The sequence below is a fragment of the Aeromonas sp. 11P genome (assembly GCF_051920165.1).
GTDB lineage: Bacteria > Pseudomonadota > Gammaproteobacteria > Enterobacterales > Aeromonadaceae > Aeromonas > Aeromonas veronii.
In genome coordinates this window covers 519,464-534,198 of the sequence record NZ_JBQBDJ010000004.1, presented here as the reverse complement: position 1 = coordinate 534,198, position 14,735 = coordinate 519,464, and the positions used below count along the sequence as shown (strand labels likewise).

Sequence of the window (14,735 nt, the reverse complement as noted above, 5' to 3'; positions counted from 1 at the left end):
ATGCTGCTGTTGTTTGGTTTTGTATCCGGAGGACCGGACTGGCTTCATCAGCCACCGCCGACCAGTTGTTAACATCTGTTAACGAAAGGAAAAGCAAAAGATGGCTAAATGAAAACTGCATGGGAATGATACTGAAGTGACAGGTAAAATAACAGTATAAACAGTGATATATTTGGCTCCGTCCGGTCTCGATATGGCAGTTTTTTACCTTGTTCGAGATCACAAAAAACTATTTTAATTGCATCTTAATCGGACTGTTTTTGATGAAAGAGAGACTTACCGCACGTAAAGTTTTGCACCTCGTACTGGTATTGGCGCTGTTATTGGCGCTGATGGCCTATCGCACCTGGTTTTCGGCCGATAACAACGTCTCTGCTGACCAGAAAAAAGATCAGATTTGTGATCTTTCCCACACCCCTTGCAGCGCGCTGATTGGTAACAAGCCGCTGACGGTCGCCATCAAGGAATTACCGCTGCGCGCCGAACATGACTTTGCCATCGCTATTACTGGCGGCGATCCGGCCATCAAACCGGTGAAAGCGACACTCGAAGGCAAAGATATGTTTATGGGCACCATTCCGGTGAGCTTTGAACAAATAGACGGACAGTGGCAGGGGGTAACTCAGGTGGGGAGCTGTACATCACCCGTCATGATCTGGTTGTTAAATATCGAGTGGAGTAATGGTCAACGCCAGCAATTGGCGCTTTCCGTTGCCCGGGAATAATGGCGCAAGAGGTGGGGAGTGGAAAAAATATTTGAAATTTCCCGGCCAGGCGTTACCTTCCCCAAACCATCAGGGAGTGAAGTTCATTTAATCATGATTGAAAAACAACCGTTTTATCGCACCCTCAACCAGCAGGCCAAGGCGCTGCTGGAGGGGGAAACCGATCTTATTGCCAATCTGGCCAACCTCTCCGCACTGCTTAATCAGGAGCTGGAGGAGATCAACTGGGTCGGTTTTTATCTGTTGCAGGGGGAGACCCTGGTATTGGGGCCATTTCAGGGCAAACCGGCCTGCGTACGGATCCCGGTCGGCCGCGGGGTGTGTGGTACGGCTGTGGCAGAGGGGAGAACCCAGCTCATTGACGATGTCCACCAGTTCGACGGTCACATCGCTTGCGATGGCGCGAGCAACTCGGAAATCGTGATCCCGGTGCGCCGTGGTGGCGAGATCATCGGGGTACTCGATATCGACAGTCCGATTTTTAACCGTTTCGACCAAGAAGACCGGATTGGCCTCGAAGAAACGGTGCAAATTTTGGAAAGCATGCTCTAAGTCATTGCTAGATGGTTCGCAAAAGGCCCCAAGCTCTCTATAATGGGGCCTTTGTTGTGCTCGGGACGTGCCCGTGCGTTTATATGAAAGCCAAGGTTATACATGGAAAACACTGAGAAGCTGAAGAACAGTAAAGAGATCGTTGCCTACCTGGTCGAGAAATTCCCGGCCTGCTTCGTTGCTGAAGGAGAGGCCAAGCCGCTCAAGATTGGCATCTTCCAGGATTTGGCCGAGCGTCTTGCTGACGATGCCAGAGTCTCCAAGACCATGCTGCGTTCCGCACTGCGTCAATACACCTCCAGCTGGCGCTACCTGCACGGTCTCAAAGCTGGCCAGGCTCGCGTTGATCTGGATGGCAACCCGGGCGAGCTGCTGACCGAAGAGCACATCGAGCACGCCAAGCAAGCTCTGAAAGAGAGCAAAGAGCGTGTATTCGCCAGCCGTCGTACCAATACCAAAGAGAAGGATGAGAAGGCCAAGAAGCCCCGTCGTCCTGCTGTGCGCAAAACCGAGAAAGCCGATGTAGCTGCCAAGCCGAAAGCTGCCGCCAAGGCACCGGTCGCTGACGCTCCGCTGGTTAAAGTGGATGCCGCTACGCTGAAAGTGGGCCAGGATGTGCGCGTCGTTATGGGTAAATTCCCGGTTCCGGCAACCATCAAGGAAGTAACCAAGGACGATGTACAGGTCCAACTGCAGACCGGCATGATGGTGCGGGTCAAATCAGAGCACTTGGTTCTCTAAGGAGACAAATGTTGAAGCATGGCGTAATTCGTTTTTCCCTCGTTGCCTGTAGCCTGGCGCTTGCCGGGCTTGCACAGGCCATCGAGCCGGTGCTCAAGGAGAGTGATTTGCCTGTGTTGGCTCAAGAGAGCCAACATGCTACGGCCAGCAAGCGAATTACCAATCTGTTTACCCGCTCGCACTACAAACAGTTCAAGCTGGACGATGCCTTTTCCTCCGTGATTTTCGATAAATATCTGGAGAATCTGGACTACAGCCGCAACCTGTTTTTGGCCTCTGATATCAGCCGTTTTGAAAAGTACCGTAACGGTTTTGACACCGACCTCGAAAGAGGCCGTCTGGCTCCCGCCTACGAGATGTTCAACCTGAGTCAGCAGCGGCGTTATGAGCGGTTCGAATACGCCCTCAAACTGCTTGATACTCCTTTCGATTTTACCCAGACCGACAACTATGTGTTTGATCGGGAAGGGGCGGCTTGGCCCAAAGATGAAGCAGAGCTCAACGAGCTGTGGCGTCAGCGGGTCAAGTTCGATGCCCTGAGCCTCAAGCTCAGTGGCAAGGAGTGGCCCGAGATCAAGGAGCTGCTTGGCAAGCGTTACAACAACGCCATCAAGCGGATGTCCCAGACCGAGAGCGAGGATGTCTTCCAGCTCTTCATGAACTCCTTCGCTCGCGCCATCGAACCGCACACCAGTTACCTCTCACCGCGCAGTGCCGATCGTTTCAACACCGAGATGAACCTCTCGCTCGAGGGGATTGGTGCCGTGTTGCAGGCGGAAGATGACTTTACCGTCATCCGTTCTCTGGTGCCCGGTGGCCCGGCTGCCAAATCCAACCACCTCAAACCCGATGACAAGATCACCGGGGTAGGGCAGGAAGATGGCAAGATTGTCGATGTGATCGGTTGGCGTCTTGATGACGTGGTCGAGCTCATCAAGGGGCCCAAGGGGAGCAAGGTCAAGCTGGAGATCCAGCGCGGCAAGGGCGCAACCGCCAAGACCGAGCAGATCGAGCTGACCCGCGACAAGGTGCGCCTCGAAGACCGGGCTGCCAAGTCCAAGGTGATTAACGCTGAAGGCAAGAAGATTGGCGTCATCGAGATCCCGAGTTTTTACGTCAATCTGCACGACGACGTGATCAAGGAGCTCTCCAGCCTGAACAAGCAGAAGATCGATGGATTGATCATTGATCTGCGCGGTAACGGCGGTGGCGCCCTGACCGAAGCCTCCGCCCTGAGCGGTCTCTTCTTTGCCAGCGGTCCCGTAGTGCAAATTCGTGATCACATGGGCCGTATCACGGTCAATGGCGATGACGATGGCAACGTCTACTACGGCGGCCCCATGTCGGTGATGATCGATCGCTACAGTGCCTCGGCCTCCGAGATCTTCGCTGCCGCCATGCAGGATTATGGCCGCGCCCTGATCCTGGGTGAAAACTCGTTCGGCAAGGGGACGGTGCAGCAGCATCGCAGTCTCGCCAAGGTCTATGACTTCTACGAGCAGCCGCTGGGTCACGTGCAGTACACCATCGCCAAGTTCTACCGGATCGACGGTGGCAGCACCCAGAACAAGGGCGTTGCGCCGGATATCAGCTTCCCGACACCGGTTGCTCCGGAAGAGACGGGCGAAAGCCGTGAGTTCAATGCGTTGCCGTGGGACAAGATTGCCTCCGCCAACTACGAGAAACTCGGCAACTTCGCCAGCGTGCTGCCCAAGTTGCAGGCGGCGCACGATGCCCGGATCGCCAAGGATCCCGAGTTTGCCTATGTGATGCAGGACATCGCCGACTACAAGGAGGAGAAAGACAAGAAGTCGGTCTCCCTCAACGAGGCGGAGCGTGTTGCAGAGCAGGCGAAACAGGATGAGAAAGCGCTCAAACGTACCAACGAGCGTCTGGCACGTCTTGGCAAGCCGGCGGTGAAGAGTCTGGATGAACTGCCCGCTGATTTTGAAGCGCCCGATGAGTATCTCATCGAAGCGGCCAATATCACGGCGGATCTGGCCAAGGTCAGCAAGCGCAGCTGACAAGGCGATCTCCAATGCACAAGGGCGACTGCGGTCGCCCTTTCTTTTTGTCTGGCGTATCTGACGTAATGCAAATTGTTTGACCCCGCCAGTTGGTTGTGACAGCCTCTTTCTCGCCTTTAACAAGCGTGGAAGCAGACAATAATGACCGATCACTCCCAGGCCATGACGGCCAAATATCGCCAGGATTATCAGGCGCCGCTCTACTGGATCGACACCATCGACCTCGATTTCCAACTGCAGGAGCCGCTGACCCAGGTCACCGCCATCACCCGCATTCGCCGCAACGGCGAGCACAATGCGCCGCTCGTCCTCGATGGTGAGCAGCTGACCCTCAAAAGCGTTGCCATCGATGGCATTCCCTGTGACCACTACGAGCAAGGCGAGAGCAGTCTGACCCTGTTCAACCTGCCGGCCGAATGTGTGCTGACCATTGTCACCCTGCTGGATCCGGCCGCCAACACCGCGCTAGAAGGGCTTTACAAGTCCGGCGATGCCTATTGTACCCAGTGTGAAGCGGAGGGCTTTCGCCGCATTACCTATTATCTGGACCGCCCCGACATTCTGGCGCGTTACAGCACCCGCATTACCGCCGACAAAGCCCAGTTCCCCTTCCTGCTCTCCAATGGCAACAAGGTCGACAGCGGTGATCTGGATGGCGGCCGTCACTTCGTGCAGTGGCAGGATCCTTTCCCCAAACCGAGCTACCTGTTTGCGCTGGTGGCCGGTGATTTCGATGTGGAGCGCAGCCACTACACCACCAAGAGCGGTCGCAAGGTGGCCCTCGAGATCTTCGTCGACAAGGGCAACCTCGATCGCGCCGGTTTTGCCATGGAGAGCCTCATCAACTCCATGCGTTGGGACGAGCAGCGTTTCGGCCTTGAGTATGATCTCGACATCTACATGATCGTTGCGGTGGACTTCTTCAACATGGGCGCCATGGAGAACAAGGGGCTCAACATCTTCAACTCCAAGTTCGTGCTGGCCAATCCGGCCACCGCTACCGACAGCGACTACCACGGTATCGAACGGGTGATCGGTCACGAATATTTCCACAACTGGACCGGCAACCGCGTCACCTGTCGTGACTGGTTCCAGCTCAGCCTGAAAGAGGGGCTGACGGTATTCCGGGATCAGGAGTTCTCCTCCGATCTGGGCTCCCGTGGCGTCAACCGCATCAACAACGTGCGTACCGTGCGCGGCCCGCAGTTTGCCGAAGATGCCGGCCCCATGGCGCACCCGATCCGCCCGGATGTGGTGATCGAGATGAACAACTTTTACACCCTTACCGTCTACGAGAAGGGGTCGGAAGTGATCCGCATGATGCACACCCTGCTGGGGGAAGATGCCTTCCAGGCCGGTATGCGTCTCTACTTCGAGCGTCACGACGGCTCGGCCGCCACTTGCGATGATTTCGTGCAGGCGATGGAGGATGCTTCCGGTGTCGATCTTGGCCGTTTCCGCCGCTGGTATAGCCAGTCAGGCACCCCCGAGCTGACCGTGACTGACGAGTACGATGCCGCCAGCGGTATCTATCGCCTCCATGTCAGCCAGCACACCCCGCCGACTCAGGATCAACCGCAGAAGCTGCCGCTGCATATTCCCCTCGATATCGAGCTCTATGACGAACAAGGTGCCGTCATTGCGCTGCAATATCAGGGCAAGACCATCGGCAACGTGCTCGATGTGCTGGAAGCGGAGCAGACCTTCGAGTTCGATCAGGTGCCGGTCAAGCCGGTTCCTTCTCTGCTTCGGGACTTCTCCGCGCCGGTCAAGCTGCACTATGACTACAGCGACGAAGCGCTCGCCTTCCTGATGCGCTTTGCTCGCAACGAGTTTGCCCGCTGGGATGCGGCCCAGATGCTGATCAACAAGGCGGTCATCGAAGGGGTTGCGCGGGTACAGCACGGGCAGGGGGTTGAGCTCTCCCAAACCCTGCTTGCTGCCTTCGTCGCCATTCTGGACGACAGCGAGCTGGACTTGGCCCTCAAGGCGGAGATCCTGGCGCTGCCCGGTGAGGCGACCCTGGCCGAGCTGTTCGAGGTGGCCGATATCGATGCCATCCATCAGGTGCGCAACGCGATCCACACCCGTCTTGCCGAGGCCTTTGGCGCGCGCTTGGCGGCAACCTATCAGACCCTGCGTCTGAGCGGTTATCAGGTGGTGCACGCCGACATGGCCAAGCGGGCCCTCAAAGGGGTGGTGCTGGGCTATCTGGCGGCGCTGGATGCGGAGCATGCTGATGCGCTGGTGCGCGAGCAGTATGCAACTGCCGACAACATGACCGACACCCTGGCGGCGCTGCAGGTGGCCAACGGCTATCTGTTGCCATGCCGCGCTGCGCTGCTGGTCGATTTTGAAGGCAAGTGGGCCAAGGATGGACTGGTGCTGGACAACTGGCTGCGGCTGATTGGCAGCAAACCGGCTGCCGATGTACTGAGCGAAGTGAAACAGGCGATGAATCACCCCACTTTCAGCATTCGCAATCCGAACCGGCTGCGGGCGCTGATCGGCAGCTTCGCCATGAGCAATCAGGTGCAGTTCCATGCGGTGGATGGCAGCGGTTACCGCTTCCTGACCGATCTGCTGATCGAGCTCAACGAGGTCAATCCGCAGGTGGCCTCCCGCCTCATCACTCCGCTTATCCAGTTCAAGCGACTGGATGAGGCGCGCAAGGCCCTGATCCGCGCCGAGCTGACCCGTCTTGCCAACCTTGAGGGGCTGGCACGGGATCTGTTCGAGAAGGTCAGCAAGGCACTGCAGCAGTAAGTGTCGACGGGGCAGGGGCGTGAATGCGCCTGCCCCCATTGTGTGATTTGTCGTGTGATCAGGAGCAAATGTGAAGCAGTTTACTTTTCGGCTCTCATTGAATAGTGATGAGGTGATGCTGATGTATCAGGGCCATGCCAGACGGCTGGTGGTGCGCAGCGAACAGGGATTGACCCTGGAACTTGGCATAGAAAAAATACGCCCCTTTGTCGCCATCAATGGTGTGCATGGCTACTTTCGGCTGAAAACCCAGGACGATTATCGCTTTATCAGCCTCGAACGCATAAATTAACAAAAATAGAACAGATTACCGACGGTTTATCTGCTTTGCGTCACTATCTATCCGGTAAACTGGCACAAAGGTAGTGGGAATTTCTGTATTTTTGGTTATTTGCAAAATTTCTCACAGTTTAAGCCGTGATCTGCACCTTGTTTTTAACATCTCGTTATCACCTTTCCTCGCCTTCCCTTATCCAAGCCATTACACTTCGCAACAACTCTGCACCAGCGGGTAACCAGGGTGGTTGCCTCTGCGTCGGTGGTTAATGTCGTCCGATAAGGAATATAAAAATGGCATTGAAAGACGTCCCTACCTCAGTTCTGCTCGAAAACGTTCTCAGTCTGATCCATCAGAAGTTGCCCAAAAACAGTGCCTCTCTGGTCGAGCGCTTCGTTGCCAAGTTCTACGGCAACATGGCGAGCTCCGATCTGCACGATCGCAATGACAGCGATCTCTATGGCGCGGCCCTGAGTCTGTGGAATGCCCTCAATCAGCGCAGCGGTACTGATCCCTACATCCGGGTCTACAATCCCGAGCTGACCCGTCACGGCTGGCAATCGCCCCATACCATCGTCGAGGTGATCCTGCAGGACTCGCCCTTCCTAGTGGACTCCATCCGGATGGCGCTCAAGCGACTCAATATCACCGCCCACATGATGCTGCACCAACCGCTGCACCTCATTCGTGGTGTGGATGGCAAGATGACGCCATTCTGGAACTCGACAACACCGACGGGCAGACCTCGGTAGAAACGGCATTCCTTATCGAGATCGACCACCTCACCAGCGAGGAGCAGATGGCCGCGCTGGCTGCCGAGCTCAACTCGGTGGCCGGTGAAGTGGCACTGGCAGTCGGCGACTGGCAACCGATGCTGGCCAAGCTCAATGAGATCATCGACGAACTGCCCAAGCGCAAGCACCCGGTTAGCAAGGAGGAGGTGGCCTCCTGCGTTGCTTTCCTCAAATGGGTAGCTGCCCACAACTTTACCCTGATGGGCTATCGTCGTTACGATGTCAAGGCGGTGGAGGGGGATCACGAGATCCTGCCGCAGGCGAGCTCCAGTCTGGGGCTGATGAAGAACTCCATCAAGGAGGTGGGTCAGCGCCTTGGCAACATGCCTGCCAGCGCCCGTCATGCCGCTCTGAGTTCTGACCTGCTGATCCTCACCAAATCCAACAGCAAGTCCCGGGTGCACCGTCCGGCTTATGTGGATTACATCGGCATCAAGCGCTTTGACGAGCATGGCAAGGTGATCGGGGAAGATCGCTTCATCGGCCTCTACGCCTCTTCCATCTACAACACCAGCGCGACCCAGATCCCGCTCATCAGCCATCGTCTCGAACGCATCATGGCTGCCTCCGGTCACGAGAAGGGCTCCCACGCCTACAAGGCGCTGCTCAACGTGCTGGAAACCTATCCCCGTGACGAGCTGATCCAGGCCCGTGAAGAGGAACTACTGGCTACCGGCCTTGGCGTGCTGGAGATGCAGGAGCGGGACATGTTGCGGCTGTTCGTGCGCCGCGACGTGTACGGCCGTTTCTTCTCCTGCATGGTCTATGTCACCAAGGAGCGCTACAACACGGCGCTGCGGATCAAGACCCAGCAAATATTGCAGAAGTATTTTGGCAGCAACGAAGAGGTGGAGTTCAACGTCTACTTCACCGAAGGCGTGCTGGCGCGGACCCACTACATAGTGCGGGTCAACAACAACAACGTGGATGTGGATGTGAACGAAGTACAGAACAACCTGATTGAAGCGGCCCGCAGCTGGGACGACAGACTCGACTCCGTGCTGCTTTCCCATTATGGCGAGGCCCGTGGCAACGAGCTGCGCCGCCGTTTCAGCACTGCCTTCCCTCGCGCTTACAAGGAAGATGTGCTGCCTGGCTCTGCCGTAGCCGACATCATGGCGCTCGATAACCTGAGCGAAGCCGAGCCGCTGGGCATGCTGTTTTACCGCGCGCAGGAGGAGGAGAACGACCGTCGGGTACGGCTCAAGCTGTTCCACCGCACCGAGCCCATTCACCTCTCCGACGTGCTACCGATGCTGGAGAACATGGGGCTGCGAGTGATCGGCGAGACCCCGTATCAGGTTCGCACTCCGGGGGGCGATCTGTTCTGGATCCTCGACTTCTCCATGCTGTTGCATGGCGAGCAGCCCTTTGATCTTGCCCAGAGCCAGCAGCGCTTCCAGCAGGCGTTTGCCGCCATCTGGAACAAGCAGTTGGAAGATGATGGCTTCAACCGTCTGGTGTTGGGGGCGGGTCTCACCGGCCGTCAGGTCTCGGTGCTGCGCGCCTATGCCAAATACATGCGCCAGACCGGCGTCTCCTTCAGCCAGTCCTATATCGAAGAGACTCTGACCCGCTACCCGGATATTGCCCAACTGCTGTTCACCCTGTTCGAACAGCGCCTCGATCCGGCTGGCAAGCAGGATGCCAAAGCAGAAGCCAAGTTGCACGAGGAGCTTGCCACCAAGCTGGATCAGGTGGCCAACCTGGATGACGATCGTATCATTCGCCGCTATGTGGAGATGATCGACGCTACCCTGCGCACCAACTACTACCAGCTGGACAAGGCGGGCAACATCAAGCCCTACATCTCCTTCAAACTGGCACCCTCCAGCATCACCGACATGCCGCTGCCGCTGCCGAAATTCGAGATCTTCGTCTACTCGCCGCGGGTGGAAGGGGTGCATCTGCGTTGGGGCAAAGTGGCCCGTGGTGGCCTGCGCTGGTCCGATCGAAAAGAGGACTTCCGCACCGAAGTGCTGGGTCTGGTGAAAGCCCAGCAGGTCAAGAACACCGTCATCGTACCGGTGGGGGCCAAGGGCGGTTTCTACTGCAAACAGATGCCGGTGGGGGTAACCCGCGCCGTCATCCAGGAGGAGGGCAAGGCCTGTTATCGTCTGTTTATCCGCGGTCTGCTCGATGTAACCGACAACATTATCGGCGGTGAGGTGATCCCGCCCAAATCCGTGGTGCGCCACGATGAGGATGACTACTACCTGGTGGTTGCTGCCGACAAGGGCACGGCCACCTTCTCGGATATTGCCAACGAGATCAGCCTCGAATATGGCCACTGGCTTGGCGATGCATTCGCCTCCGGCGGCTCGGTTGGTTACGACCACAAGAAGATGGGCATCACCGCCCGTGGCGCCTGGGAGTCGGTTAAACGGCATTTTCGTGAAATTGGCGTCAACTGTCAGACCACCGATTTTACCTGCGTGGGGATCGGCGACATGGCTGGCGATGTGTTCGGCAATGGCATGCTGCTCTCCGAGCATAGCCGGCTGGTGGGCGCGTTCAACCATATGCATATCTTCGTTGACCCCACTCCGGATGCGGCCAAGAGTTTTGTCGAGCGCCAGCGCCTGTTCGATCTGCCGGGCTCCAGCTGGGATGACTACAACCGCGAGCTGATATCACAAGGGGGCGGCATCTTCCTGCGCTCGGCCAAGTCCATCAAGCTGAGCCCCGAGATGCAGACACTGCTCGGCACTGACAAGGCCAGCATGGCGCCGAACGAGCTGATCAAGGCACTGCTTTGCCTGAATGTCGACCTGCTGTGGAACGGCGGCATCGGCACCTACGTGAAGAGCGCCCGTGAGAGCGATGGGGAAGTCGGGGATCGCAGCAACGACGCACTGCGAGTCAATGGCCGCGATCTGCGGGCCCGCATCGTGGGCGAGGGGGGCAACCTCGGCTTTACCCAGCTCGGCCGGGTGGAGTACGCCAGTCAGGGCGGTCGCATCAACACCGATTTTACCGACAACGTGGGCGGTGTGGACTGCTCCGACAACGAGGTGAACATCAAGATCCTGCTGAACCAGTTGGTGGCGGCAGGGGATCTGACCCTCAAGCAACGCAACCAGATGCTCTACGAGATGACCGACGACGTGGCGCAGATTGTGATCACCAACGCCTATCGCCAGTCCCAGTCCATCTCGGTCACCAGCTTCCGCGGCTCTGAACAACTGAAAGAGCAGCAGCGCTTCATCCAGGGGCTGGAGCGAGAAGGCAAGCTCGATCGTGCGCTGGAGTTCCTCCCCTCTGACGAGGAACTCTCCGAACGGATGGCGGCAGGGCAGGGACTGACCCGCCCCGAACTGGCGGTGCTGGTGGCCTACGGCAAGATGGTGCTGAAAGAGCAGCTCAACTGCCCGGAAGTGACCGACGAGCCCTTCCTCGCAAACATGCTGGTCACCAGCTTCCCGGCCAAGGTGCAGCAGCAGTTTGGTGCCCAGCTGGCCGATCACCCGCTACGCGGCGAGATCATCGCTACCCGGGTGGCCAACATGCTGGTTAACGACATGGGGCTCAACTTCGCCAGCAGGATGAAGGACGAGACCGGTGCCTCGGTCGCCGAAGTGGCCTGCTGCTTCGCCATGGCCCGCGAAGTGTTTGGCATGAACCAGCTCTGGCGCGATATCGAAGGGTGCGACAACCTGGTGGATGCCCAGACTCAGCTCGAGCTGATGTTCTACAGCCGCCGTATCGTGCGCCGTGCCACCCGCTGGTTCCTGCGGGCCCGCAATCGCAGCTGGAGCATCAGCGAGAACATCGCCTTCTTCCGTCCAGCGTTCGAGACCCTCGGCACACACCTTTACGAGGTGATGGATGAGAGCGAAGTGGCCGAGCATCGTCAGGCTGTTGCCAAGTGGATGGAGAAACAGGTGCCGGAGGCCATTGCCCGTCAGGTCGCCCATATGAGCAGCCTCTTCTCCAGCCTGGATCTGGCGCAGATTGCCGCGGAGCACAAGACCGATATCCTGCGCGCCGCCAATGTCTACTATCGCCTTGGTGCCAAACTGGATCTGCACTGGTTCCTCGACCAGATCAACCATCAGCCGGTCGGCAACCACTGGCAGGCGATGGCGCGAGCCTCCTTCCGCGAAGATCTTGACTGGCAGCAACGCAGTCTCACTTCTGTGGTACTGGAAGGGTGCAAAGATCAGGGAGAATGCGCTACCATACTGGCCGACTGGATTTCGGAGCATGAGCAACTCTTGTCCCGTTGGACCCACATGTTGGCCGACTTCAAGACCACCAGTACTCACGAGTTCGCCAAGTTCTCGGTGGCCTTGCGAGAGTTGAACCTACTCCAGTTGAATTGTCGGGCGCTTTAACTGCCAGATTAAGGCATGACACCGACATTACACCCAAAGCCCCGGCCAGTTGCCGGGGCTTTCTTTAAGGAGCAAAGATGTTGTACCCCATCGCCAGGCATTTCCTGTTCAAACTCAATCCGGAACAGGCTCACGATCTCTCCATGAAATATTTGCCCCGCCTTCTCGGTACGCCACTCGATTGTTTCTTCCGCCAGAATTTGCCGAAACGCCCCGTCACTGTCATGGGGCTTTCTTTTGCCAATCCAGTGGGATTGGCGGCAGGTCTGGATAAAGATGGTGAGTGCATTGATGCGCTGGGCGCCATGGGATTTGGTTTTATCGAGGTCGGTACCGTCACCCCCAGACCCCAAAGCGGCAATGACAAGCCGCGCCTGTTCCGGGTTATTCCGGCAGAGGGGATCATCAACCGGATGGGATTCAACAACAAGGGGGTGGATCATCTGGTGGCCAAGGTAAAAGAGGCCAAATATCAGGGAGTCATCGGCATTAATATCGGTAAAAACAAAGACACTCCCATCGAACAGGGCAAGGATGATTACCTGATCTGCATGGACAAGGTTTATGATCATGCCGGTTATATTGCCGTCAATATCTCTTCCCCCAACACCCCGGGTTTGCGTTCACTGCAATATGGCGAGGCGTTGGATGAATTGCTGGCCGCCCTCAAGGTGCGTCAGCAAGAGTTGGCCGCCCAATATAAAAAGTATGTGCCGCTGGCGGTTAAAATTGCCCCGGATTTAAGCCTTGAAGAAATAGATCAGGTGGCCGCTTCGCTGGTACGGAATGGTATTGATGGGGTTATCGCCACCAATACCACCCTCGAGCGCGAGATGATTTATGACATGCCCCACGCCGGTGAAGCGGGTGGCCTGAGTGGTCGTCCGCTGCAGCACAAGAGTACCGAGGTGATCCGTCATCTGGCCAAGGCGCTCAATGGTGCTCTGCCAATTATCGGGGTGGGTGGTATTGATAGTGCTATGGCCGCCCGTGAAAAATTGGCCGCCGGTGCCAGTCTAGTACAAATTTATAGCGGCTTTATTTATAAAGGGCCGGGGCTGGTCAAAGAGATTGTGACCAATATTTAAGAAATAGATGGCGGAGCCCTTTATTTGACATTGCTGATTTCCTGCATATGGAATAAAGTCAACTGGTAATTATCAAGTAAGGGCTCCAACATGTTTATCCAACCGACCGATAGCTGGCAATGGCACTATGATGCCCAGAGTGACCGTCTGATGTTGGACCTGTCTGATAACATGTTATTTGCGACCGAGTATAAAGGGCGACAATTGGTGCCCAGCTCGTTTGTAACCCAGCCTTTTTGTGTCGATGATGCCGCCCTCTATTATCAGTTGATGGATAACGCAGCCGAACTTGAGTGGAGTATTCCCCATCAGGTTCAGTTGGTGCTTAATGCCATCGCGGTCAGTCGTTTTTATAAACCCCTGATGCCGCAAAGCTGGTTTTTTAGTGAACAACATCCGCAAGTGATCCCGCAAAACGGTGATCTGGTTTTGATGAATACACCCCATGGCAACGGCGAATTTATGGTCATTGAGGCAGGGGATCAGGCCAGCGTCTGTTTGAACCTCACAGCCGATTTGGTATTGACCACCAGTAAAACCTTGCCGCGTTTCGGGGTGATCAAGGTGATGAATAACCGGATGAAACCGCGTATTACCGTGACCGAGCAATATCGTCAGGTCAGTTGATATATATTCATCAATCTTTTTATCTCTGTGACTGCACCGCTGTCTTTACTGTTGTCACCTCTATAGTGCCTCGTTTCTGATACTTCATTGGTCCGCGAACATCTTGCCCATTCTCATTGATGGTTATGATTCAGCCTCTCCTGAGGCTTATTACACTCACTTGCACCTTGTATTCTGACCCACGCAGTATCTTGGCTTTCCGTGCTGCAAGCATGGCGTCTCATTCTTGTTTCGTTCTGCTTGCGTAGTGCCTCCACCTCGCTATCAACACATCACTCACTGCTGCGATGCTCTTCATACGACATTTTATTCTTGAAACGAGAGCTATTCTCATTTATGTTTTGTTATAACATAACAAAATGGAGTTGCCATGAAGCCTCATATTCATCCTGATTATCGTTTGGTGCTGTTCCATGACACGGCGGCAGATGCCTTTTTCCTGGTCGGTTCAACCATCAAGAGCGATCGCCGCTACACGTGGCAAGACGGGAAGGAGTATCCCTATGTGTCGCTCGATGTTTCCAGCCAGTCGCACTCGTTCTATACCGGCAAGCAGAAGCAGGTATCGAGTGAGGGGAGTGTGGCCCGTTTCAACAAGCGCTTTGGCGCATTTTCAAGCAAGAAGGAGTCCTGAATGCAGGTCGTCTGTTCACTCAAATCCGCAAGGGCGCGTCATCCCGATTGTCAGTTGGTGCGTCGTCGGGGCAAATTGTTCGTGATTTGCAAAAGCAATCCCCGTTTCAAGGCTCGTATGAAGTGATCCGCTAAATGATGTCTGGCCCCATGATCTCCCCATCGGGT

At 56.3% G+C, this 14,735-nt stretch carries 10 protein-coding genes and 1 pseudogene; all 11 read left to right on the top strand.

The window, feature by feature from the left end; genetic code table 11:
- The first annotated feature begins 263 nt into the window (after positions 1-263).
- Positions 264-725 (top strand): hypothetical protein, encoded by a 462-nt coding sequence (locus ACTG1P_RS02620; RefSeq protein ID WP_440000413.1) that lies wholly within the window; start codon positions 264-266, stop codon positions 723-725.
- A gap of 93 nt (positions 726-818) precedes the next feature.
- Positions 819-1,277 (top strand): GAF domain-containing protein, encoded by a 459-nt coding sequence (locus ACTG1P_RS02615; RefSeq protein WP_005351924.1) that lies wholly within the window; start codon positions 819-821, stop codon positions 1,275-1,277.
- A 102-nt stretch (positions 1,278-1,379) separates the two neighbouring features.
- Positions 1,380-2,018 carry an RNA chaperone ProQ gene (proQ, locus tag ACTG1P_RS02610; RefSeq protein ID WP_005351923.1) on the top strand — a complete coding sequence of 213 codons (639 nt, stop codon included), beginning with the start codon at positions 1,380-1,382 and terminating at the stop codon, positions 2,016-2,018.
- 8 nt (positions 2,019-2,026) lie between these two features.
- Positions 2,027-4,042, top strand: coding sequence for a carboxy terminal-processing peptidase (gene prc, locus ACTG1P_RS02605; RefSeq protein ID WP_213387198.1), 2,016 nt, complete (start codon positions 2,027-2,029; stop codon positions 4,040-4,042).
- Between the two features lie 144 nt (positions 4,043-4,186).
- On the top strand, positions 4,187-6,811 hold the full coding sequence (gene pepN, locus ACTG1P_RS02600) for an aminopeptidase N (protein WP_440000412.1): 2,625 nt from the start codon (positions 4,187-4,189) through the stop codon (positions 6,809-6,811).
- Between the two features lie 70 nt (positions 6,812-6,881).
- Positions 6,882-7,103: a DUF2835 family protein gene (locus tag ACTG1P_RS02595; RefSeq protein ID WP_005351919.1), complete on the top strand. Its 222-nt coding sequence runs from the start codon at positions 6,882-6,884 to the stop codon at positions 7,101-7,103.
- A 278-nt stretch (positions 7,104-7,381) separates the two neighbouring features.
- A pseudogene (locus tag ACTG1P_RS02590) lies at positions 7,382-12,219 on the top strand (NAD-glutamate dehydrogenase).
- 77 nt (positions 12,220-12,296) lie between these two features.
- A complete protein-coding gene (gene pyrD, locus ACTG1P_RS02585; RefSeq protein WP_005336601.1) occupies positions 12,297-13,307 on the top strand; it encodes a quinone-dependent dihydroorotate dehydrogenase in 1,011 nt (336 codons plus the stop codon).
- Between the two features lie 90 nt (positions 13,308-13,397).
- Positions 13,398-13,934 (top strand): cell division protein ZapC, encoded by a 537-nt coding sequence (locus ACTG1P_RS02580; protein ID WP_440000411.1) that lies wholly within the window; start codon positions 13,398-13,400, stop codon positions 13,932-13,934.
- A 370-nt stretch (positions 13,935-14,304) separates the two neighbouring features.
- The gene (locus ACTG1P_RS02575; RefSeq protein ID WP_005336598.1) at positions 14,305-14,568 is read left to right on the top strand and encodes a type B 50S ribosomal protein L31; all 264 of its coding nucleotides are present in this window, start codon (positions 14,305-14,307) and stop codon (positions 14,566-14,568) included.
- A complete protein-coding gene (gene ykgO, locus ACTG1P_RS02570) occupies positions 14,569-14,694 on the top strand; it encodes a type B 50S ribosomal protein L36 (protein ID WP_005336596.1) in 126 nt (41 codons plus the stop codon).
- The last annotated feature ends 41 nt before the right edge of the window (positions 14,695-14,735 follow it).

Bases quoted from the DNA above. Each gene is read 5' to 3' on its own strand.
- ACTG1P_RS02580 (WP_440000411.1), top strand. From the start codon at position 13,398: ATGTTTATCCAACCGACCGATAGCTGGCAATGGCACTATGATGCCCAG.
- prc (WP_213387198.1), top strand. From the start codon at position 2,027: ATGTTGAAGCATGGCGTAATTCGTTTTTCCCTCGTTGCCTGTAGCCTG.
- ykgO (WP_005336596.1), top strand. From the start codon at position 14,569: ATGCAGGTCGTCTGTTCACTCAAATCCGCAAGGGCGCGTCATCCCGAT.
- ACTG1P_RS02575 (WP_005336598.1), top strand. From the start codon at position 14,305: ATGAAGCCTCATATTCATCCTGATTATCGTTTGGTGCTGTTCCATGAC.
- pyrD (WP_005336601.1), top strand. From the start codon at position 12,297: ATGTTGTACCCCATCGCCAGGCATTTCCTGTTCAAACTCAATCCGGAA.
- pepN (WP_440000412.1), top strand. From the start codon at position 4,187: ATGACCGATCACTCCCAGGCCATGACGGCCAAATATCGCCAGGATTAT.
- proQ (WP_005351923.1), top strand. From the start codon at position 1,380: ATGGAAAACACTGAGAAGCTGAAGAACAGTAAAGAGATCGTTGCCTAC.
- ACTG1P_RS02615 (WP_005351924.1), top strand. From the start codon at position 819: ATGATTGAAAAACAACCGTTTTATCGCACCCTCAACCAGCAGGCCAAG.
- ACTG1P_RS02620 (WP_440000413.1), top strand. From the start codon at position 264: ATGAAAGAGAGACTTACCGCACGTAAAGTTTTGCACCTCGTACTGGTA.